General features: G+C 68.5%; 18 protein-coding genes. 6 read left to right on the top strand and 12 right to left on the bottom strand.

What is annotated here, in order from left to right:
• Positions 1-43: 43 nt before the first annotated feature.
• Both ACX80F_RS09850 and ACX80F_RS09845 read right to left on the bottom strand, forming a co-directional pair.
• The gene (locus tag ACX80F_RS09850; RefSeq protein ID WP_459336208.1) at positions 44-748 is read right to left on the bottom strand and encodes a GntR family transcriptional regulator; all 705 of its coding nucleotides are present in this window, start codon (positions 746-748) and stop codon (positions 44-46) included.
• Positions 741-2,207: a fumarylacetoacetate hydrolase family protein gene (locus tag ACX80F_RS09845; protein WP_459336207.1), complete on the bottom strand. Its 1,467-nt coding sequence runs from the start codon at positions 2,205-2,207 to the stop codon at positions 741-743. The genes ACX80F_RS09850 and ACX80F_RS09845 overlap by 8 nt, the downstream gene beginning before the upstream one ends.
• A 222-nt stretch (positions 2,208-2,429) precedes the next feature.
• Here ACX80F_RS09845 and ACX80F_RS09840 point away from each other — a divergent pair, with 222 nt between their 5' ends.
• Positions 2,430-2,681, top strand: a complete 252-nt coding sequence (locus ACX80F_RS09840; RefSeq protein ID WP_459336206.1) for a hypothetical protein — start codon at positions 2,430-2,432, stop codon at positions 2,679-2,681.
• Between the two features lie 253 nt (positions 2,682-2,934).
• On the opposite strand, the gene ACX80F_RS09835 is transcribed toward ACX80F_RS09840, so the two are convergent.
• Positions 2,935-3,771 (bottom strand): alpha/beta fold hydrolase, encoded by an 837-nt coding sequence (locus ACX80F_RS09835; protein ID WP_459336205.1) that lies wholly within the window; start codon positions 3,769-3,771, stop codon positions 2,935-2,937.
• 182 nt (positions 3,772-3,953) lie between these two features.
• On the opposite strand from ACX80F_RS09835, the gene ACX80F_RS09830 reads away from it, so the two are divergent.
• Both ACX80F_RS09830 and ACX80F_RS09825 read left to right on the top strand, forming a co-directional pair.
• Positions 3,954-4,787 carry an alpha/beta fold hydrolase gene (locus ACX80F_RS09830; RefSeq protein ID WP_459336204.1) on the top strand — a complete coding sequence of 278 codons (834 nt, stop codon included), beginning with the start codon at positions 3,954-3,956 and terminating at the stop codon, positions 4,785-4,787.
• Positions 4,780-5,379: a TetR/AcrR family transcriptional regulator gene (locus tag ACX80F_RS09825; protein ID WP_459336203.1), complete on the top strand. Its 600-nt coding sequence runs from the start codon at positions 4,780-4,782 to the stop codon at positions 5,377-5,379. Before ACX80F_RS09830 ends, ACX80F_RS09825 begins: the two co-directional genes overlap by 8 nt.
• Positions 5,380-5,398: 19 nt before the next feature.
• On the opposite strand, the gene ACX80F_RS09820 is transcribed toward ACX80F_RS09825, so the two are convergent.
• The 3 genes from ACX80F_RS09820 to ACX80F_RS09810 all read right to left on the bottom strand — a co-directional run bounded on the left by ACX80F_RS09820 (position 5,399) and on the right by ACX80F_RS09810 (position 9,121).
• A complete protein-coding gene (locus ACX80F_RS09820; protein WP_459336202.1) occupies positions 5,399-6,589 on the bottom strand; it encodes a glycosyltransferase in 1,191 nt (396 codons plus the stop codon).
• Positions 6,586-7,200, bottom strand: a complete 615-nt coding sequence (locus ACX80F_RS09815) for a TetR family transcriptional regulator (RefSeq protein ID WP_459336201.1) — start codon at positions 7,198-7,200, stop codon at positions 6,586-6,588. The genes ACX80F_RS09820 and ACX80F_RS09815 overlap by 4 nt, the downstream gene beginning before the upstream one ends.
• 205 nt (positions 7,201-7,405) lie before the next feature.
• Entirely contained in the window at positions 7,406-9,121 is a 1,716-nt protein-coding gene (locus tag ACX80F_RS09810; protein ID WP_459336200.1) for an alpha/beta-hydrolase family protein, read from the bottom strand.
• A gap of 600 nt (positions 9,122-9,721) precedes the next feature.
• Here ACX80F_RS09810 and ACX80F_RS09805 point away from each other — a divergent pair.
• From ACX80F_RS09805 to ACX80F_RS09795, 3 genes are read left to right on the top strand one after another with little or no spacing between them, the layout of a single operon-like run.
• Positions 9,722-10,150, top strand: a complete 429-nt coding sequence (locus tag ACX80F_RS09805) for a hypothetical protein (RefSeq protein WP_459336199.1) — start codon at positions 9,722-9,724, stop codon at positions 10,148-10,150.
• On the top strand, positions 10,140-11,744 hold the full coding sequence (locus ACX80F_RS09800; RefSeq protein ID WP_459336198.1) for a sensor histidine kinase: 1,605 nt from the start codon (positions 10,140-10,142) through the stop codon (positions 11,742-11,744). The genes ACX80F_RS09805 and ACX80F_RS09800 overlap by 11 nt, the downstream gene beginning before the upstream one ends.
• The gene (locus ACX80F_RS09795; RefSeq protein WP_459336197.1) at positions 11,741-12,418 is read left to right on the top strand and encodes a response regulator transcription factor; all 678 of its coding nucleotides are present in this window, start codon (positions 11,741-11,743) and stop codon (positions 12,416-12,418) included. Before ACX80F_RS09800 ends, ACX80F_RS09795 begins: the two co-directional genes overlap by 4 nt.
• A gap of 19 nt (positions 12,419-12,437) precedes the next feature.
• Here the strand turns inward: ACX80F_RS09795 and ACX80F_RS09790 are convergent, their stop codons facing one another.
• Genes ACX80F_RS09790 through ACX80F_RS09765 form a run of 6 tightly spaced genes read right to left on the bottom strand, consistent with a single transcriptional unit; the run spans position 12,438 to position 20,099 of the window.
• Positions 12,438-13,493: a phosphotransferase gene (locus tag ACX80F_RS09790; protein WP_459336196.1), complete on the bottom strand. Its 1,056-nt coding sequence runs from the start codon at positions 13,491-13,493 to the stop codon at positions 12,438-12,440.
• Positions 13,493-14,677: a phosphotransferase gene (locus tag ACX80F_RS09785; RefSeq protein ID WP_459336195.1), complete on the bottom strand. Its 1,185-nt coding sequence runs from the start codon at positions 14,675-14,677 to the stop codon at positions 13,493-13,495. Before ACX80F_RS09785 ends, ACX80F_RS09790 begins: the two co-directional genes overlap by 1 nt.
• Entirely contained in the window at positions 14,674-16,524 is a 1,851-nt protein-coding gene (locus tag ACX80F_RS09780) for an ABC transporter ATP-binding protein (RefSeq protein ID WP_459336194.1), read from the bottom strand. Before ACX80F_RS09780 ends, ACX80F_RS09785 begins: the two co-directional genes overlap by 4 nt.
• On the bottom strand, positions 16,521-17,651 hold the full coding sequence (locus tag ACX80F_RS09775) for a glycosyltransferase family 4 protein (RefSeq protein WP_459336193.1): 1,131 nt from the start codon (positions 17,649-17,651) through the stop codon (positions 16,521-16,523). Before ACX80F_RS09775 ends, ACX80F_RS09780 begins: the two co-directional genes overlap by 4 nt.
• Positions 17,648-18,904: a glycosyltransferase gene (locus ACX80F_RS09770; RefSeq protein WP_459336192.1), complete on the bottom strand. Its 1,257-nt coding sequence runs from the start codon at positions 18,902-18,904 to the stop codon at positions 17,648-17,650. The genes ACX80F_RS09775 and ACX80F_RS09770 overlap by 4 nt, the downstream gene beginning before the upstream one ends.
• Positions 18,891-20,099 carry a glycosyltransferase family protein gene (locus ACX80F_RS09765; RefSeq protein WP_459336191.1) on the bottom strand — a complete coding sequence of 403 codons (1,209 nt, stop codon included), beginning with the start codon at positions 20,097-20,099 and terminating at the stop codon, positions 18,891-18,893. The genes ACX80F_RS09770 and ACX80F_RS09765 overlap by 14 nt, the downstream gene beginning before the upstream one ends.
• Positions 20,100-20,140: the final 41 nt, after the last annotated feature.

Below are 20,140 nucleotides of genomic sequence, written 5' to 3'. Positions count from 1 at the left end.
CGTGGCTGCCGTGGTCTGTGCGCGGGGGATCGTCATGGGGGTCCTAATCGTGGTCGTGTGCTGCGTCGGAGGCGCTGAAGTGCGTCAGGTAGGCGTCGAGCGTGGCGCTGCGATGGCGGCGGGCGGCGCGTTCGACGGTGTCGGCGTCGGCCCCGTCCGCGATGAGGGCGAGTAGGTGCGCGTGCTCCTCGACGGACTCGCGGGCGCGCTCGGGCACGAAGCGGAACGTCGAGGACCGCAGCGACGCGAGCCGGTTCCACCCGCGGTGCACCAGGTCCAGGAGGTGCGGATTGGGGCAGTGCTCGAAGAGGATGGTGTGGAAGTCCTGATTGAGCCGGGTGAAGCGGACCGGGTCGAAGTCCTGCAGGCAGGCCCGCATCTCGTCGTTGACCGCACGGGCCCGCCCGAGGTCCGTGGTGCTGATCAGCGGCGCGGACAGCGCGGTCGCTGCCCCCTCGACGAGGCTCAGGGTCTGCATGGTGTAGAGGTACTCGGTGGGGTCGATGCCTGCGACCGTGGCTCCGACGTTCCGCTGGAAGGTCACCAGGCCCTCGGCCTCGAGGCGGCGAATGGCCTCACGCACGGGTACGACGCTGACCCCGAGGTCCTGGGCGATTGCGGCCAGGACCAAACGGTGTCCGGGGGGATAGGCGCCGTCCACGATCCTCTGCTTGACGGTCCCGTAGGCCTGCTGCGACTTGCTGCCTGCCGCGGTGGCGTCGTCGGTGGTCGATGCGGGCTCAGCCATGGGCCTGTCGCTCCTGCCACTCGGCGTAACGCTCCCGCCAGGCGGCACTCATCGGATACAGGCCGTCCACGCCGTGGCCGTCCGCCACCATCTCCGCGATGAACGTCTCCTCCCGTTCCTGCACGACGGCGTCCCCGGCCAGCTCCGCTGCGAGGGCCGGCGGGATCACGAGGATGCCGTCGGCGTCCGCCACGATGATGTCACCGGGCTGGACGGTCGTCCCGCCACAGGCGATCGTGATGTCGGTGTCCCACGGGATGTGGCGCCGCCCCAGCACGGCGGGGTGCGGGTTGGCGTAGAAAGTGGGCATGTCCATGGCGGCCACCGCGGCGAAGTCCCGGACGCCGCCGTCGGTGATGATCGCCGCGGCTCCGCGCACCTGCGCCCGGAGGGCCAGGATGTCCCCGATCGTGCCGGTGCCCTTCTCGCCGCGCGCCTCCATCACGAGGATCTCGCCCTCGCCGACGGTGTCGATGGCGCGCTTCTGGGCGTTGTAGCCGGCGCCGTGTGCACTGAAGAGGTCCTCGCGGTTGGGCACGTAGCGGAGGGTGCGGGCGAGTCCGACGACGCGCCGGCCCGGCTGCGTGGAGGTCAGGCCGTCGATGCTGACGTTGTTCAGCCCTCGCTTGCGCAGCAGGGAGGAGAGTGTGGCGGTGGAGACGCCCTCGAGGGTCGCCTTCAGCTCCGGGGTCAGGACACTCGTCGACTCCCGGGCGGGCAGGCCGGCCGCCTCGCGGGAGCCGTAGGCCTCCTCGCGCTGGATGTCGTCGACCCTGGGGCGGGCGCCGAACGAGGCCAGGGGGGTCGTGCCTTCGCTGACCGTTGTGACCAGCCGTCCCGTGGACAGGCCGGCCCCGGTCACTTCGACCTCCAGCAGATCGCCCGGTCCGGCGACCGATGCTCCCGCGGGCGTGCCGGTGAGGATCATGTCGCCGGGTTCGAGCGTGAGGAGCTGGGACAGGTCCGCGATGAGCCGTGCGAACGGGAAGAGGAGGTCGGCGGTGGTGTCCTCCTGCACCAGGGCCCCGTTGAGCCGAGTGCGGATCCGGAGGGCGGCGGGGTCGACGGCGTTGGCCGGCAGGAGTCCGGGCCCCACCGGGGTGAAGCCGTCCCCGCCCTTGGACCGCAGGTTCGAGCCCTTGTCCGCGTAGCGCAGGTCGTAGACGCCGAGGTCGTTGGCGGCCGTGACCCAGCGGACGTGGCTCCAGGCGGTGTCTGGGGCGACCCGGCGGGCCGGGGTGCCGATGATCAGCGCGATCTCGCCCTCGAAGCCGAGGAGCTCGCAGCCGGCGGGGCGTTCGACGCCGGCACCGGACAGGGCGAGGGACGTGGAGGGTTTGAGGAAGTAGGACGGCTGCTCGGGCGTGCGGCCCCGCTGCGCGGCCCGGCTGGGATAGTTGATGTGCACCGCGATGACCTTGCGGGCTGCGGCGAGGACGCCGTCGTCGAGCAGTTCCACCCGTTGCTCCTCATCGAGTACAAAATCGTATACGAAGAGTAGGCAGGGGCGTTCTGGCTCGTCAAGGCCTGGCCCGCGGGTGCGGCAGGAATTTCGTCTCGGGCATGGTCATGCGGCGCCGTCCGTGGTGGGATATGGCTTCCGAATGTTCCGCCCGGCCCGTGCATCGGGAACGAGGCCACGGCCCCGCTCCCTGCACCGGCTCCGACCCGGGAGATCCCCATGGCTGACCGCAAAGCATCGATGCAGCATTCGAAGAAGGCCAGGAAGCATTGGAGCGACCTGACGGACGGGCAGAAGGCGAGGGTGCTGATCCTCGGCTCCGTGCAGCTGTCCCTCGCCGCATCCGCCTGGGCGGACCTCGCCACGCGGCCCAAGGACACGGTGAACGGCAGCAAGGGCATGTGGGCCGCCATCATCGCCATCAACTTCGTGGGGCCCGTGGCGTACTTCTGGAAGGGGATCCGGCGCTGAGGCCCGGCATGACGGCAGTGGGCAGACCGACGTCATGCTCGGAGACGCTCGATCCGAAGCCGGGGCCACCGAGGGCAAGGCGCAGGAGCTCGGCTTCATGCGCCCACGCTCGTTCTCGGATCCTGACGGGCACACGGGCGCGGAGGACCTGGGTGGGATGGTGCGCCGCACGGGGAGTACCCTCAGGCATGAGTTCCGAGGTCCGGCATCTCAGGCTTCGCACGGGCCGCCATGGGAGTGATGCGCACCCCGATCAGCGACGTACGACGTTCCGGATCATCGTCGCGATGAGTGAAGGCTGCTCCAGACCGGGCAGGTGTGCCACGCCAGGCAGGACGCGTCCCGATCCCTGCCCGATCCGACGCGCGGTCTCCTCGTAGAACGGCACGTCGCAGGGCAAGTCCAGTTCACCCCAGGTGCAGAGCGCCGGCACGCTCACCTCACCGAGCCGGGTCCAGGCGTCTACTCCCCCGCTGCCGGCGGAGTCGGGGGCGGCGCTCGCGAGGATCTTCCGGTTCATGGTCCCGAAGAGGACGCGTGCCTCACCTGCGACTCGGCCTTCGGGTGCTTCCGGGCCGTCCAGCCAGAGGTGTGCAAGCGCCCCGATCCTGTCCTCGTCCGTCGCTGTCGGGTCATCTGCCCGTGCCATCAGGGGAGCCGAGGCAGTATCTGGTTCCCAGTCGAACGGGGTGTCCTCGTCGGTCATGCCCGACACCGCGGCACCGATGAGCAGCACCCCGCCGACCCGATGAGGATGGAGCAGCGCCGTATCAAGTGCGAGTGCCCCACCCATCGAGTTGCCGACGAGGAGAACCCGATCGAGGGCGAGGTCGTCGATGATGCGAAGCAGGTCGTCGACGTGGGTGAAGGAGTGCGGGTCCGCCGCGGCAGGGGTGTCGCCGTACCCTCGTCTGTCGTACGAGATCAGATCGAGCCCGTCACCCTGAAGTGCGTGCGCCACCGCGGTCCAGGAACGCCGGTCGGCGACACCTGCATGCAGGAGGACGACAGCGGGACCGGGTCCTGGCCATCGTGTCGCAGCGAGTTCACCGCCCTGCGGGGCACTCACCGTGAGGTGCTGGGTATTCATACCGCCGAACCTACTTCACCCGTGGGAGGAGCGACAGATCGCCCGGTACTCTGGTTCGCCGTCGTCGGTGGTAGGGGGTCTCAGATGGTGCCGGCGATCTCCCGCAGTGCCCGTAGGTGTGCAGCGAGAGGGTCGAGCAGAAAGCTATTGACCTTAGCTTGATTGGGATGGATACTAGCCGCATGACCTCTGCGACTCCTGCATTCGACTCACCGACCCAGTACGTGGAACGCCCCGAGGGGCGCGTCGCGTACGACGTCCAGGGCTCCGGCCCGCTTCTCGTCCTCGTGCCCGGCATGGGAGAACTCCGTTCCTCCTACCGATTCCTCGTACCGACGCTCGTCGCGGCGGGCTACTCGGTGGCGAGCACCGACCTTCGCGGTCACGGTGACAGCGACACCACGTTCTCCTCCTACGGCGATGTCGAAACAGCAGGCGATGTGCAGGCGCTGATCGCCCGGCTCGGCGGGTCGGCGGTCGTCGTCGGCAATTCCATGGCCGCGGGCTCCGCCGTGATTCTCGCGGCCGAGCATCCTCGTCAGGTCGACGGCCTGGTGCTGATCGGCCCGTTCGTGCGCAATCCACCCTTGAACGCGTTCATGCGGGCTATGTTCCGCACCATGATGGCCCCACCCTGGGTCGCCCTGATGTGGAAGAGCTACCTGCCCACCCTTTATGCCGGCCGCAAGCCGGACGATTTCCAGGAATACCGCACGTCGGTCGTGACAAGCCTGAAGCGGAAGACCCACGGTCGGGCCTTCTCCCTCACTGCCCGACAGGCGAACCATGCTCCCGCGGAGGCGAAACTCGGCTCGGTGACCGCCCCGGCGATGGTGATCATGGGGGACAGGGATCCTGATTTCAAGGACCCAGCCGCGGAAGCCCAATTCGTCGGTGCTGCCCTTCGGGCGGAGGTCGTCATGGTCGCCGACGCCGGCCACTACCCCCAGTCGCAGCAGCCCGAGGTGACCTCGAAAGCCGTCCTGCGCTTTCTCGCGACGTCGCAGCGTGCCTAGGGCCGGTCTCTCCCGCGAGCGCGTGGTGGAGGAGGCCGCGCTGCTGGCCGACGAGGTCGGTTTGCGCCGGCTGACGCTCGCAGCCCTGGCGGAACGGCTCGGCGTACGTCAGCCCTCGCTCTACAAGCACATCGACTCGATGGCCGCACTGCATCGCGATATCTCCGTCCGCGCGAAACGCGACCTCGCCGAAGTGCTTGCCCGCGCCGCCGTCGGCCGGTCCGGAGCCGATGCCATCCACGCCATGTCCCATGCCTACCGCGACTGGGCGCGCGGGCATCCCGCCCGCTACGAATCCTCACAGCGCGGGCCCTCACCCGGCGACCTCGAGGATGAAACCGTGTCACTCGATGGCGTCCGCGTCATCGCCGATGTCCTGGTCGCCTACGATCTGGTCGGCGACGACGCCATCGACGCGATCCGCGCCCTCCGCTCGGCTCTGCACGGCTTCGTCTCGCTGGAGTCCGCGGGATCCTTCGCCCTGAGCGCGGACATCGACCGCAGCTTCGAGCGCCTCGTCCACGGCTTCACCGTCGCCTTCACCCAATGGACCGACAGGACCGTCCCGGAAGCCGGCTCAACGAGCGGATGACCGGCGTCGACCGGTCGATTCAGCCGATGGAGGCCAGGATGGTCAGGGCAGCGAGGGTCCCATCCTCGGTCCTCATCGCCCGGGCGACCTCGGAGACGCGAGGGCGGCACTGCTCCGCCTCGTCCAGTGCGGCGTCGAGGAGTGCGCCGGTCAGCCTGCCCTGCGGGATCGGCGCGGGCGTCAGACCCGCTTCGTGGAGACGGCGCCCCCAGAACGGCTGGTCCGCGATGAAGGGCACGATCACCGATGGCGTCGCGCCCGCCATCGCGGCGTGGACGGTGCCGATACCGCCGTGGTGCACTGCCGCGGTCGCCTGCGGGAGCACCGCTGCATGCGACACCGTCTGCACGACGAGGACGTCGGAGCCGAGGCGGTCGGGCGGCACCTGGATCCCGCCGAAGCCGGTTGCAATGAGGCACCGGTGACCGCCGGCCCTTGCCGCGTCGACGATCGCGCGTCCACGCGCCGTGGGGTTGCCCGATGCCATCGAACCGAAGCCGGCATAGACGAACGGACCGTCCGCAACGAACCCGGCGACGTCGGGCTCGAGAACCGTCGAGCGGTGCGCGCGGATCCAGGGCCCGGTGAGATGCACCGACGGCGGCCAGTCCCCGGGGCGCGGAAGGAGTTCCGGGCTGATGGGCATGAGGGTGGCAGCGGGGGGAGGGACCCTACGCTCCCGCGTACCGGTCAGCGTGCGCACCTCTGCCAGCTCCGCCCGGAACATCGTCGCTGCCGCGCCTGCGGCCAGATAGGTCATGCGGTTGAAAGGCCCGACCCCGCGGGTCACTGTCCCTGCAGCCGGAAACGCGCCGGTCGGTGTCAGGGCCGGCACGATCTCGACCAGAACGTGGGGCACTCCGAGCGCAGCGGCCACCATCGGAGCCGACAGGACCTTCGGATGGTGGACCACCAGGTCGGGCTCGTACTCGAGCGTCGCGCGAGCGCCGGCGACGATGACGCCATGCATCACCGGGCGCACCGTGGAGCGATAGTTGCGCAGCGCGGCCGAGAGGGAAACCCCCTGATCCTCGATCATGCGGGTGTAGTCCACCCCCATGCTCACGGTATCGAGGTCGCCCATCTCGACCCCCGAGTTCTCGGGGGCGACAAGGCGCACGTCGTGGCCTGCTGCACGCGCCCGCTCCGCGAGGGCCACGAACGGCTCGACATCACCCCGCGAACCGGCCGTCACCAGGGCGATCCTCATCGTGGTTCTCCTCGCCGGTCCACCACGGCATCGAGCAACCCGGTGCCCGTGACGAGGCCGTGGGTGTAGATCTCCGCAAGGGGAACGGCCAGGCGCTCCACCGCCCTGTCCAGGTTCTCGTCCGCCCACCGGGTGAGGTGCGCAGAGAAGGTGAACGGTGCAAGTCCGAGCACGAGCAGAGCCACCGCCTGCGCATCGGGATCGGACGATTCACGCAGCGAGCCGGACTCCGCACCCTCCGCCACCACGGCACGCGCCACCTCCAACAGGACGTCGAACAGCTCGCGGGACTCCTCGGAGTCCTCGGAGACGGAGCGCGCCGCATAGGAGCCGTACTGGACGAGAACCGCATCCAGCCTGTCCACGGCCGCGGCGCCCGTTCGGGCCTTGTCACGCACGAACTCGACGACGCGACGACTGCACTCGCGACGCAGACCGGCCTTGCTGCCGAAGTGGTGGATCACCAGGGCGGCGCTCACCCCGGCATCCGTGGCGATCTCCCGAACGGTCACGGCGTCGAAGTCGTTCTGGGCGAAGCGATCGAACGCTGCGGCCACGATGCGCGCGCTGGTCGTCAGGTCACCCCGTTGTGCGGCGGGAACTGAACACATGTTCAATATTCTGATCGTGCATTCAAGAGCTGTCAATACGGACGTCCTGCGGCCGCTGGTGCTTCAGCTCCCTGCTGTCGTGACGGCACGGGCAATCGCCGCTGTCCGCGGTGGTGAGCAGCAACCCCATCAGGAGGACCTCTGTGTACGAGTCCTCGCCGAAGCCGATCCGGCGAGGACTCCTCGTCGGCGACACTTCGTGCTGTTACTCCCAGATGGGATCGTGCGTATCGATCGTTTCGATGACGGACTGGATCGACGCCAGCTGCGCATCGCTGCGCCCGTGTCCTGGCAGTACCTGCGCCCAGCCGTCGACCGCCACGTCGCCGAAATTGTGCCCGTGGCTGGGCGGGACGGCCTCGCTGACCAGCATGTCGGTGGTCAGGTGGAGGAAGGTCACTCCCGGAATCCAGCGCATCGAGTCACTGACGTCGGCCCCGCGTCCGCCGGAGGCAGCAGGTCCGGCCAGCCACTCCGGGCGCTGGTAGATGACCGCCGGGTCCAGCCACGTGATGGGATCCGTGGCATGTTGCAGATAACCCAGCCGGGGCTGCTCCCAAGGACCGGCCAGTGCTGCGAAGTCCCCGGGCTTGGATTGCCAGCGCACCTCACGGCCGTGGTGGTAGACCGGCTGCCAGATGGGGCTTCCGGCGTCGCGATTGTCCTGCAGTGTCCGCCAGGGCTGGGAGTTGGACGGCGGGCCGGTGAACAGCGCGGCGTCGGTGCGTGACAGCAGGTCATCGAGGTTTTCGAAGCTGCCCTGCATGCCTTGTGCTCCCAGGCTCAGCCCGTAGACGGCCAGCTGCGGGCGCTGCGCGGGGGGCAGTTCCTGCCAGCGCGAGTGGACGGCGTCGAAGAGCGCTTCGCTGGAGTCCGCCGCGAGGTCCGGGCTGAACAGGAACGAAACCCAGCTGGGCTGGAAGGAATACTGCATCGCAGCCGTTGCGGTGTCGCCCCCATAGAGGTACTCCAGGGCGGCGATCGCCTGCGGTTCGAGCCACCCCGAGCCCGTCGGCGTGGCAACGAGCAGCACTTTCCGCTCGAATCCTCCCGTGCGTTCGAGCTCCCTGACGACGAGTTCCGCGCGCTCCGCGTGATCCTGCCCGGTAGAGAGCCCGGCATAGACGCGGACCGGTTCCAGGGCGGGACCCCCGGTGACCCGGCCGATGGCGTCCGCGCTCGGTCCACCACCGGCGAAGGCACGGCCCTGACGGCCCAACTGGTCCCATGCGACAGCGGATTCGGCCGTCCCCGACCGGGTGGCGAGGACCGGTTGCACGCTTCCTGCGAGGGTTTCGGCGTCACGGCGGGCGTAGATCGCACCGACCGCGGCCAGCCCCGCGCCGACGAGTCCGCCGACCAGGACGACGACGGCCACCAGCCCGGTGGCACGGGAGGCCCGACGCGCCGCCTGCGTCGATCCGCCATGCGCGGAGACGCGGGCGGCGGCCCTGCTCCGCAGAGCCCGGATGCTCCGGGAGATCCCGTAGCACACTCCCATGGTGGCGAGCATGCTCACCAGGAACGCGGTGTGCCCCACGCCGTCGACCGGCGGCATGTCCACCAGTGCACGGACCCGGTTCTGCCAGGAGACGACCAGCGCGCCGTACACGATGACATACGCAACGAACGCCAGGGTGACCACGAGCGGAACGAGGAGCTTGCTACGGCTCGAAGCGCCGTGCTGCTCGAGCCCCGGCTGTGCCTGGCGGAACGCCCCAGTCATCATGTGCCACGGCCTGCGCAGCGCGAATCCGAGCTGGAAGCCGACCATGACCCAGAGACCGGCCAAGAATCCCTGGAACACCGTAGGCCGTGGCACCAGGGAGGGAGTCAACGCAAGCGACGCCAGTGCAAGAGCGCAGAGCAGGTTGATCCAGTGCGCCTGAAGGTACACGATGCCGCGTCTGAAGATCGCCACGTTGTCAAGCATTCCCCTCGTTGACCGCTCATCATAAACGAGAGTGCAAGGAGGCAGGTGGGACAGAGGCGTGCTGTCCGGTTCGCCGGCGGACGCCGAGGTCGCGGCGGATGTCCGGCCGCACGACCGTGTACCTGTCGAAGAGCGTCGTGGGGGCGGATCGAGTGGTCCCCGCGAGAGCGCCCGGCCTCCAGATGAACTGTCAGCCGGACGCCGTCGGGGCGCTCATCACCAGGCCGGCTGCTTGACCCGTTTCATAAGCACACTTACTAGTTCAACCGAAGATGGAGCCCGAATCAAGCCGAGGGGCAGACGTGACCGTGCATTGACTCGCCGTCGACCGCGCCGCTGCACTGGACGACGTGAGCCGATCCGCCTGTGTATGAGGCTCCTGGCCCGTGGGCAGCCTTCGCCGTCCTAGTGCTGCAGGCCCAGTCCGATCTGACGATCGCCTGAACGACGCCGCCGGACGGGCACTCACGGAGAGCGTCGCGGGCGATCTCGTCGGCCGGACGCTCCAGGCCGGACCGGGGAGTCACACGAACCGGATCGACCGGTTCTTCTCATCCTCGTCTCACGAAGGGGCGGGATACTTGACCCATGCGATCCGCAGCGCTTCAGATGTGGCTTTTGGGGGTGGTGCTGGCCGCCGTCGTGGTGACAGGCGTGCTCACACTCATCAGCGTGGTGAGTGATCCTCCTGATCAGCAGCTCGGACCCGCGGTCGTCTTCACCGATGAAGCGTCCCTTCCGCGACCGCCGTCGCTCCCACCGGCGGATTCGACCCCGGAGTCCTCGCGCCCGGAGCCTCCCGCGGCCGACCCCACGACGCCGCCTGCACCGTCCCCCGCCCCTGCACCGTCCCCCGCTCCTGCACCGTCCCCCGCTCCCGTCCCGGCACCTGTCCCTGCGCCGGCCCCTCAACCCGAGGTCGTGCCCCTGGCGCCGCCGGTCATCGGTGACGACGACGACGGCGATGATGTGGGCGACGACGACGACGACGACGACGATGACGACGATGACGACTGAGAAGACGCGGCCCCTTCGAGCCGTGCCGGCCCGTAAGCACCCGGTCCGCCGCCCACCTCCGCCCCCGTACACCCCGACGGCGCGGAACGGGGGACGGCTGGATCGGATCCGCCGGGTCTTCGGCCGTGCGACGCGTCACTGGTCGGTCCGGTCCCGCGTACTGAGCGCTCTTTTGGCCCTGTCCGCTCTGGGTCTCCTGTTCGCAGGCACCACGGCGTACGGACTGCAACGGGCAACGCTGAACGCCGATATGGACAACTCCCTGGAACGCAGTTTCGGCGAATTCGAGAGACTGCTGGCCACGGGCATCGATCCCGCCACCGGATCGCGGTTCGTCACCGCCGACACCCTCGTCTACCTCGTTATGCAGCGCACCCTTCCCGCCCCGAGCGAGGGCATGATGGGAGTCCGTGACGGTAGTGCGGTTCTTCTCGCCACCGACGCCGTCGCCCTTCGCCTCGAGGAAGACCCCGAGCTGGTGGCCGCCGCGGCAGGACGTTCCTTGGCGGACCACGTCGCGATCACCACGATCGACACCACCAGAGCGACCTACCGTGCCATCGTCGTGCCGGTCATGCTGAGCGAGGATACCGAGCCGACGATGTTCGTCCTCGCCTACGACGTCGATGCGGAACGGGCGGAACTGAATCGGACGTTCACCACCTTCGCCCTGATCAGTCTCGGCGCGCTGCTGCTCATCGGCGCCGTCGGCTGGCTGCTGATCGGCAATCTGCTGCACCCGGTGCGGCGCCTCCGGGACACCGCGCAGACCATCAATGACAGCGACCTCTCGCAGCGGATCCTTGTCACCGGCAATGACGACCTGTCCGATCTGACGCGGACCTTCAATGCGATGCTCGACCGCCTCGAGAGGTCCTTCACGTCGCAGCGACAACTGCTCGACGACGTCGGTCATGAACTCCGCACGCCGATCACCATCATCCAGGGTCACCTCGAGCTGCAGGACGCCTCCGATCGTCAGGATGTCGAGGCCGTGCGGGGCATCGCGCTCGACGAACTCGAACGCATGCGTCTCCTCGTCGATGACCTGGTGACCCTGGCGGGGAGCGCGCGTCCCGATTTCGTGCGCCCTGAACCCACCAGCGTCGATCGTCTGACGGACGACGTCCTCGACAAGGCGTGCGCCCTGGGTCAACGCCGGTGGATCGTCGACTCACGTGCCGAGGGCGAGGTACTCCTTGATGCCCGGCGGGTCACCCAGGCGTTGCTGCAGCTCGCTGCGAACGCCGTGAAGTTCTCCGCCGACGGTTCGACGATCGCCGTCGGGTCCCGGCTGGACGGTGACCGGCTCAGTCTCTGGGTCCGCGATGAGGGTATCGGGATCAGCGCCGCCGACCAGCGGCGGATCTTCGGCCGCTTCGAACGCGGTCCCGAGGGCAAACGGGCAGAGGGCGCGGGCCTCGGGTTGTCCATCGTCGAAGCGATTGCCCGTGCTCATCGAGGTGGCGTCGATGTCCTGTCGGCGCCAGGCCGTGGCTCCACCTTCACCCTCGAACTTCCGGCGACCCGCCGGAGCCCGTCCGGCGCAATTGCCCATGAGCGCCCCGACCCACCCGGGAAGGAAGAACCGTGACCCAGATCCTGATCGTCGAGGACGAGGAACGAATCAGCGCTTTCATCGCAAAGGGCCTCCGATCGGCCGGTTACATCCCGACCAGCGCGATCAACGGGCGGGACGGCTATCACCTGGCGCAGAGCGGGAACTTCGAACTCGTCATTCTCGACCTCGGCCTGCCGGACCAGGACGGTTTCACGGTCCTCCGAAGACTCCGGGAGGCGCGCAACACCACCCCTGTCATCATTCTCACCGCACGCAACACCACTGACGACACCGTGGCGGGGCTCGAAGGTGGGGCTGACGACTACATGACCAAACCATTCCGCTTCGAAGAGCTGCTGGCGCGCGTCCGTCTGCGGCTGCGCCCGGATCCGGCCCGCACGGAGACCCCCGTCCTCTCGCACGAGGGTCTGCAGCTGGACCTCCGCACGCGCCGCGCCCTCGTCGACGGCAGGGAAGTGGATCTGTCCGCGCGCGAATTCGCGTTGACCGAGGCGTTCCTGCGCAATCCCGACCAGGTCCTCAGCCGCGAGCAATTGCTTTCCCGGGTCTGGGGATACGACTTCGACCCCGGGTCCAATGTGGTCGACGTCTATGTGAGGTATCTCCGCAACAAGCTCGGGCCGGCCCGGTTCGCGACCGTTCGGGGCATGGGGTACCGGTTGGTCGCCGATCGTTCCCGGCCCTAGCCGGGGACGCCGACCGGCCTCATACGGCGTCGTCGAACCACTCTGTCGTGAGCGCGCGCCAGCGCGGGCGGAAGGCGTAGATGCACGCCAGCCGCAGCTTCGTCGACAGCGCATAGGCGTTGAGCCGGCTTTCGGGTACGAGGAGTTCCTCGGCCACGGCGAGAATCGCACGTTCACCGGCGGCACGCCGTCGGGCACTGAGGAGGCCCTGCGCCTCACGGAACGACAGATGCACCAGGAGATTCGCCAGATCGAGTGCGGGTTCAGCGAGCGCCAGCGTGTCGCAGTCGATCAGCCCGAGGGCCGCCCTCCCGGTCCCGCCATCGACGATGAACACCTGCTTGTCGTGGAGGTCGCGGTGGGACAGGACGGGAGTCTGCGCCGTACCGTCGAGAAGTTGGCCGGCGGCACCGTGTACGGCCGACCGCAGAGCCGCGTCCGGGATCGGCGAGACGCCGAAATCTAGGCAGCGGGTCATCCAGGTGTGGAGGGTTTCGACGTCGTCCTCCGGCCGGTAGGAGGGCAGGGCAGCGTCACCATCGGGGACGGCGGCGAAAGCCGGCCAGTGATCTGCCCAGACGGACCACGCGTCGTCGAGCATCGAGGTATCGTCGCGACCAGCACGGGCACGTCGGAGTCCGAGATCGTGCAGGCTGGCGCCCGGCACCGCGGACAGGGTGAGCGTTCCCCCGTCGACGGCGGTGACGCGGGGAGTGCTGATGCCTTGAGGCGCGACGAGTTCGGCGGCCGTGGCGTGAGCAGCGATGACCGGGGCGACCTTCCGGGCGGGCACCACCTTGAGGTATGCGCTGTCCGTCCTGACGACCGCTCTCCGGGTGAAGCGGTGCACGAGGAGCTCGCCGGCTTCGACGGCCGCAGGGAGGCCTGCCAGGGCCGGGTCCTCCCCGAAGGGCGTCGTCGTCACCGCTCCATCGGCGGCCAGGAGTCCGGCCCGGAGTCGCCCCGTGGTCCCGTCGACGGCTTCGAGGGCGAGCCGGCCACCGCCGTACGGCCAGGCGCGGCGGAGGGTGAGTCGGGTGCCCTCGCTGTCCAGGACGTCGGTGGGGATGAGCATCACGTCACCAGGTCTGCGAGTATCTCGAGACGTTCCTCGGTCTCCTCGCGCCAGCGTGGTGAACAGGACCGGAACGGCTCGTCGAGGCGATCCAGCAGGTGCGCGGCGGTCCAGGCAAGTACGGTCTCGTCGTCGATCCGTCCGCCGGCGTACTCGTAGCCTTCGAGGAAGTGCCCACGAAGGCTGCGCCCGCGAGTGCGTTCCTGCAGCAGGTCGACGGCGATGAACGAGCCGAGGTCCATGCCGGGGGGTGCGGCTGTCGATCGGTCGAAATCAGCGAGCAGCACGTCAGCGCCGTCGACGAGCACCTGATCAGCGGAGAAGTCACCATGGACGAGGACGGTGCGGTCGTCATCGTCCAGACGCCGGACCAGGGCAGCGTGGATCCTGCCCAGCCGCGCCTGGCTTTTCGGTGCCAGGTGCAGGTCGCGCCCGTTCACGGTCCGGAGTCCCTGCAGCGGATCGTTTCCCGTCGTCCGAGCGAGGGGTGCGGGTTGGGCATGCAGGAGTGCGAGGGCGGCGCCTGCGGAGCGCGCGGAGTGGGCGACGTGGTGAGCATCCCTGTCGGCCGCCTGTTGGAGATCTCCCTGTCCGAACCAGGGGTAGTAGCGCAGGCTGCCGGTCTGCGGCACGTCCGGCGGAACGATCCGCCGGAGGACCGGGACTCCCCGTGCCGTGAGGTCTGCGAGGAACGCCGATTCTGTGGGGTCCGCGCGGCCCGCCTTGCAGACGATGGCGCCGTTGGCCGTCTCGATCCGGAAGACCACGCGGCGGTGGGGGTTGTAGTTGAGCACCACGCTCTCCTCGAGAGTTGGGCGGTGGTGCCCGGTGAATGCCTGGAGGGCGTGGTGCAGTTTCATGTCCAGGCCGATGGGGCCTGCGACGATCGCATGCTGTCCGGGAAGTTCGATCATCTCGAGGTCATAGCCACCTCGTGCGGCCCGCGCGAGCGTCTTGTCCAGTTTCGGTGCGTGGCGTGGGGCGTAGGTTGCCAGCCATCGTGGGGCAGGGGCTGCTGGTCCGAGGGCCGGAGCGACGGTCCGGAGGCGTGCGACGGCGGAAACGCCACGCTTGTGGCGCAGCCGATCGGCGTGTACCGGACGCGAGAACAGGGCGGACAGCTCGACCGGGTCGAAGACGGTCGGCAGCGCCGGCAGTGCGGGGTCGATGCAGGCGGCGCTCATGGCTGCCGCCGACCGTTCGTTGACACGTCCCTGACGTCGTCCGCTTCATGGGCCCACCCACCATGGATCGGGTGCTCCCTGATGTCTGCGGGCGACCCTTCGAAACGGACGGTCCCGTTCTCGAGCCAGACGATCCAGTCGTGCGTCAGCGCGACGGCTGGGTCGTGGGTGATCGTGATCGTGGTGCGATCCCGCGAGAGCAGATCCAGTCCCTTGAGGACCTCCGTGCGCGCGTCCTGGTCGAGACCGGTGGTGACCTCGTCGAGAATCACGAGTGGTGCATCACGCAGCAGCGCGCGCGCGATCGCGATCCGCTGTCGTTGGCCGCCGGAGAGCGTCCCGCCCCGTTCGCCCACGTTCGTGTCATAGCCGCCGGGGAATTGCATGACGAAATCGTGCACGTTGGCGAGCTTCGCCGCGTACTCCACCTCCTCGTCCGACGCGTCGATCCTGCCGTAGCGGATGTTTTCCCGGATGGTGCCCGTGAAGAGGACAGCGTCCTGCAACACCAGGCTGATGTTGGAGCGGAGGGATTCCAGGGTCACGTGCCGGAGGTCTTTCCCGTCCAGATGGACGCTGCCGGACTCCGGGTCCATCATCCGTACCGCGAGCGAGGCCAGTGTCGATTTCCCCGAGCCCGACGGGCCGACGACGGCCGTGCGGCGGTGGCCCATGAACGTCAGGTTCACATCCCTCAGCACGGGGTTGTCGGGCGCGTACCCTGCCGTCACGCCCCGCAGTTCGAGGTCACCCCACACCTGGGACAGGGGAACTGCGTCAGGGGTGTCCCTGACGTCGACGGGCTCGTCGAGCAGGTCGGCGACGCGCTCGCCCGAGGCGGTCGCGCGGGCAATGCGGCCGGTGTACTTCGCCAGGTCACGCAGGGGCTTCATCGCCGTTTTGAGGTACATGAGGAACAGGACGAGGTCACCGGGTGTCATGGCACCCTGGACCACACGCCAACCGCCTCCTGTGAGAACCAGTGCGGTCGCGGTGCCGACGATCAGGTCGGTGCGACGCTCGAGGGCGGCGGCCAGGCGCCGCGCCAGAACACCTTCCCTCAGTGTCGTCTCGTTGTTCTTCCCGAACTGCCGTGCGAGCGTCTGCTCGAGCCCGTACGTCTGGACCACGCGGATGGCGCCGAGGCTCTCCTGGGCGGTGTTCGCCAGTGCACCCTCGCCTTTCCGGGTGCGGCGTGCGGCGACAGTGATCTTTCCTGTGCTCGTCTTCGAGAGCAGGAGGAAGGTCGCGGAAGCGACGATGACGACGAGGGCGAGGAGGGGATCCAACCAGAACATCACGGCGGCCATGGCCACGAGTGTGATGCAGTTGGCGATCAGTGGCAGGCCGGCGCTGACGGCGACCTCCTGGAGCTTCCCTACGTCTCCGATGAGCCGCTGGACCATATCCCCCGTACGGGACGACGCGTGGTAGGAGAGCGATAGGGACTGTACGTGCGCGAACACCCGCGACCTCAGATCAGTGGCTACACGGGACCCGGTCAGCGCGAAGGCGATGGTGGCAAGGAAGTTGAACAGGGCGCGGAACCCGATGATCGCCACCAGTGCAGCGCCGCACAGGAGCAGAAGTGCGGGGGATGCTGTGGATCCGCCTCCGGAGAAATCGGCACCGAGGCTCCTGGTCACGGCATCGATCACGAATTTCACGGGCCAGGGTTCCAGCACGCGGAACGCGACCTCCAGCAGGAGGGCAGCGACGCCCCCGGCCATGAGCTTGCTGTGCCGGCCGAGGTGCGGCCGCACCATGCGCAGGGTCCGACGAAGAGGCTTCGCCGCGGGTACGTTTGGTGCACGACCGGGCGGGGCCGACCTGGCGTCCCTGCTCACAGTTCGATTCCTTCCAGGATCGAGTCGAGGACAGCGTCCCAGCTGTGGTCCTCCGCGAAGCGGCGGGCGGCCACCGACATCGTGCGCCGCGCGAGGGGGGCTCCTGCCAGCCCGTCCAGAGCGGCTGCCAGCGCCGCGGGATCCGAGGGCTCGACGAGGATCCCGGTTACGCCGTTGTCGACGATGCCCGGAACCTGCCCCACCGCCGATGCCACGACCGGCAGCCCGGCGGCGCAGTACTCGTAGATCTTCAGGGGAGAGAAGTACTGTTCCTCCTCCCGGTCCGTCCGGGGATAGGGTGCCACAGCGATCGCGCACCCGGCGAGTGCTGCGGGCACCTCCGCGGGGGTCACCGCCCCCGTGAACTCGGCGTCGACACCCCTCGTCGTCGCCAGGGCGCGCAGGCTCGCCGCTTCGGGACCGTGCCCCACGATCCGCAGCTTCCACGAACCGTCGGAGAGCGCCTTCGCCTCGATGAGGTCGCTGACTCCGTGCCATGGCTTGAGGGTGCCGACGAAGACGACGGTCGGGATGCCGTCGGCTTCCGCCACGGGGAGGATGCGTCTCACGTTCACCCCGTTCGGTGCAGTGATGATCCGGGGGAGGAGGCCGGGCGCTGCGTGTCCGGCAACCCACGCCGCGACGGGACGGGATACGCAGGCAATGACCGTCGCGGCCGAAAGCTGGATCCCGAGTGCGCGCCGTGCTGCTTCCTCGTCGTGCAGGGTGCGGTGGATCCGCTGTTCATCGATGAGGGGTGCGTTCACCTCGAGGATGCCGGGGATCGACGACGCGGCCGTGATCCTGGCGAGGGCGTCGCTGAAGAGCGAGTACCGTTCGTAGACCGCGGTGACACCGTCGGCGACGGCTCGCACAGCCAGGGCGGCAGCGGCGTCCCGTTGTGACAGCTCGCGTTCCGGACCGCTACCGCGGGGAACCGGATGGGTGACGACGCGCACATCGGCGAGATCGTCAGGAACGGAGTCGCCCATCCTGGTGCAGTAGACGGTGACGTCGGCGCCGCGGCTGAGCCAGCTCCGGAGGATCTCCTGCACATGGACGGAGGCCCCCTTCGAGCCGAACACCGGGATGCCGGGGTCGATACACACATAGCCGACCCGCATCATGATGCCCTCGTGGACATCAGGGCGGCCTGCCCGGCTTGAAGCTCGCGCAGTCGGCGGGCCTGTTGCCCCGAGTCGAAGGAGGACTCGACCTGATGGCGCGCCGCGCGGGCCAGCCCGGTGAGGTCGGCGGATGCGCAGTATGCGAGGGCTTTGACGAGATCGGCGGTGCATCCTGCCCGGGTCAGGATGCCCGTGGGGGCGCCATCACCAGAATCGAGGACCTCGGGGATTCCCGTGACGTCGCTCGCGATGCAGGGGACGCCGGTTGCCATCGCCTCGAGGAGCACCGTCGGCAGGCCGTCGATGTTGCCGTCGGGGGCCATGACGCACGGGGCGACGAACACGTCGGCCCAGCGCAGGAGAGCGAGGACCTCTTCCTGCGTCTGCGGGCCCAGCAGCGTGACGTCGTGGGCGAGATCGAGCGTCTTCACCTGTGCGAGGAGGTCCTCGTGCTGCGGACCACCTCCTGCGATGCGCACTTCCAGAGCGACGCCGTCGGATTTCAGCCGGGCTGCTGCTTCGAGGAGGTAGGGGAAGCCCTTCTTCTCCACGAGCCGGCCCACCGCGCAGATACGCAGGAGGTCACCGCGGGGTGCCGGGTCTTGGTAGGGGAAGCGGCTGAGTTCCAGGCCGTTGTAGACGCGGTGCACGGAGGTGTCCGCGCCGACCGCGATCCGGTCGAGGAAACGATGGTTGAAGTCGCTGACCGTCACGACGTGGTGGGCCCGCTGCATGAGATCCACCAGGACCTCAGTGTCGACCTCTTCGTGGAAGATGTCCTTCGCGTGGGCCGTGAAGGAGAAGGGGATGTCGACGAGCTCTGCGGCGATCGCAGTGGCACGGGCGGCCATCGAGCCGAAGTGCGCGTGCGCGTGGGTGATGCCCTGGCGGACGAACTCGGCGGCCAACCCGACACCCTGGTGGGCTTCGACCGGGTCCGTGGCCAGCAGGTCGGGCAGCATCCGCGCGAAGCGCTCCGTGAAACACGGGACAACCGCCAGGCTCCCGCCGAGCAGGTCCCACGCTTCAAGAATTTTCGAGGGCTTCGGTATGTAGGTCACGCCGGCTCGGACGCGCGCGAGTTCCGGGTGGAACCGGGGATCCACCGGCGGACGCAACGAGAAGAGGCGAAGGTCTTCGCCCTGCGCTTCACGGGCAAGAATCTCGGTCACGATGAAGGTCTCGGAGAATCGCGGATACATCTTCATGACGTAGGCGGTGCGCGAGGGGCCGGGCCGTTCAGACAGCAGCACGTGCCCACCTCCGCTCCTGGGAGTCTGCGGCGGCAGTGAGGAGGTCGGCGGCCAGAGGACCGAGCGCGGTGACCCCGGTCAGATCGATCATGGAACGGTCCACGCGGGTGCCTGCGGCATGCAGGAACCAGTCGGAGATCAGGTCCGGGGAGAGGTCGTCGGGATGGCACATGTCGACGATGCCGTGTCGTGCCAGCTCGGAGGCTCGAATGAGCTGCTCCGTCCGGGGCTCGGTCCGTGGAACGATGAGCGCGGGAGTGGAGGTGGTCATGATCTCGCTGACGGAGTTGTAACCGCCCATAGATACGATCGCCGACGCCCCCCTGATCTCCGACAGGGCGTCGCGCACCTTGGTGACGACCGACGTGCCGGGTCTCGCGGCCCGCTGGACCCGACGGCGGTGTTCCTTCGGCATCTGGGGCCCGGTGATGACGAGATGCTCGTAGCCCTCGGGAACCTCGGCGCCGGTAGCTGCGAGCACCAGCGCGAGACCGTCCGCTCCGCCGCCGGTCATGGTCAACACGTATGGCCTGCTCACGGGGGTGGATCGTCCGCGCGCGACCCTGCCTTCGGCGAGATAGCCCGTGTACCGGACGAGCGGGCCGAGGGTCTCCGGGATTTCGCCTGTCCTCAGGGGGTCGTGAATGGTTGGATCCCCGTACACCCAGATCTGGTCGAAGGCCGTCCCGAGTGTGTCGATCCCGCCGATCCTGCTCCACTCCTGTTTCATGGCGTGGGGGTCGTCGAGCACCTCACGCAGCCCGAGGACCACCCTGCACGTCGGGTGTTCGAGGCGCAGTCTGGCCAGCGCCTGTGCCAGTTCCCCGTCCACGCCGAACGCATGGCGGTCGACGACGATGAGGTGCGGGCGAAACCGGTCGAAGACGGCGCCGACCAGGTGTGTGCGCAGTTGAATCAGAGCGTCCTGCCCGACGCGCAGGTGGCGTGGACGGTAGCCGTCGGTGCCTTTGCGTATGCCCGGCAGCACTACCCAGTCCCATCCCGCAGGGACATCGAAACGTGTCGCGGAGGATTCCCCCGTGACGAGGAGACCGGTCACCGGCCGGTTCGTGCAGCCGGGCAGACCGGCTGAGAGCGCGTGGGCGATCGCGAGGTTGCGGCGCGTGTGCCCGAGCCCCTGGGAGTCATGGGAGTAGAGGACGACCCTGAGTTCCTCGGGCTGCGAATCTGCCATTGTGGGCTGCCGTTCCTTGACGTGTGCGGATGTGGTGGAGG

This window comes from Arthrobacter sp. TMS2-4 (genome assembly GCF_054511075.1).
The sequence above is the reverse complement of the archived record's forward strand: the minus strand, read 5'-3'. Positions and strand labels throughout refer to the sequence as shown.

What these genes read in the sequence shown, in the direction of transcription:
- ACX80F_RS09850 (WP_459336208.1), bottom strand. Translation starts at nt 748, where the DNA reads ATGGCTGAGCCCGCATCGACCACCGACGACGCCACCGCGGCAGGCAGC.
- ACX80F_RS09840 (WP_459336206.1), top strand. Translation starts at nt 2,430, where the DNA reads ATGGCTGACCGCAAAGCATCGATGCAGCATTCGAAGAAGGCCAGGAAG.
- ACX80F_RS09835 (WP_459336205.1), bottom strand. Translation starts at nt 3,771, where the DNA reads ATGAATACCCAGCACCTCACGGTGAGTGCCCCGCAGGGCGGTGAACTC.
- ACX80F_RS09830 (WP_459336204.1), top strand. Translation starts at nt 3,954, where the DNA reads ATGACCTCTGCGACTCCTGCATTCGACTCACCGACCCAGTACGTGGAA.
- ACX80F_RS09820 (WP_459336202.1), bottom strand. Translation starts at nt 6,589, where the DNA reads ATGAGGATCGCCCTGGTGACGGCCGGTTCGCGGGGTGATGTCGAGCCG.
- ACX80F_RS09815 (WP_459336201.1), bottom strand. Translation starts at nt 7,200, where the DNA reads ATGTGTTCAGTTCCCGCCGCACAACGGGGTGACCTGACGACCAGCGCG.
- ACX80F_RS09805 (WP_459336199.1), top strand. Translation starts at nt 9,722, where the DNA reads ATGCGATCCGCAGCGCTTCAGATGTGGCTTTTGGGGGTGGTGCTGGCC.
- ACX80F_RS09800 (WP_459336198.1), top strand. Translation starts at nt 10,140, where the DNA reads ATGACGACTGAGAAGACGCGGCCCCTTCGAGCCGTGCCGGCCCGTAAG.
- ACX80F_RS09790 (WP_459336196.1), bottom strand. Translation starts at nt 13,493, where the DNA reads ATGCTCATCCCCACCGACGTCCTGGACAGCGAGGGCACCCGACTCACC.
- ACX80F_RS09785 (WP_459336195.1), bottom strand. Translation starts at nt 14,677, where the DNA reads ATGAGCGCCGCCTGCATCGACCCCGCACTGCCGGCGCTGCCGACCGTC.
- ACX80F_RS09775 (WP_459336193.1), bottom strand. Translation starts at nt 17,651, where the DNA reads ATGATGCGGGTCGGCTATGTGTGTATCGACCCCGGCATCCCGGTGTTC.
- ACX80F_RS09765 (WP_459336191.1), bottom strand. Translation starts at nt 20,099, where the DNA reads ATGGCAGATTCGCAGCCCGAGGAACTCAGGGTCGTCCTCTACTCCCAT.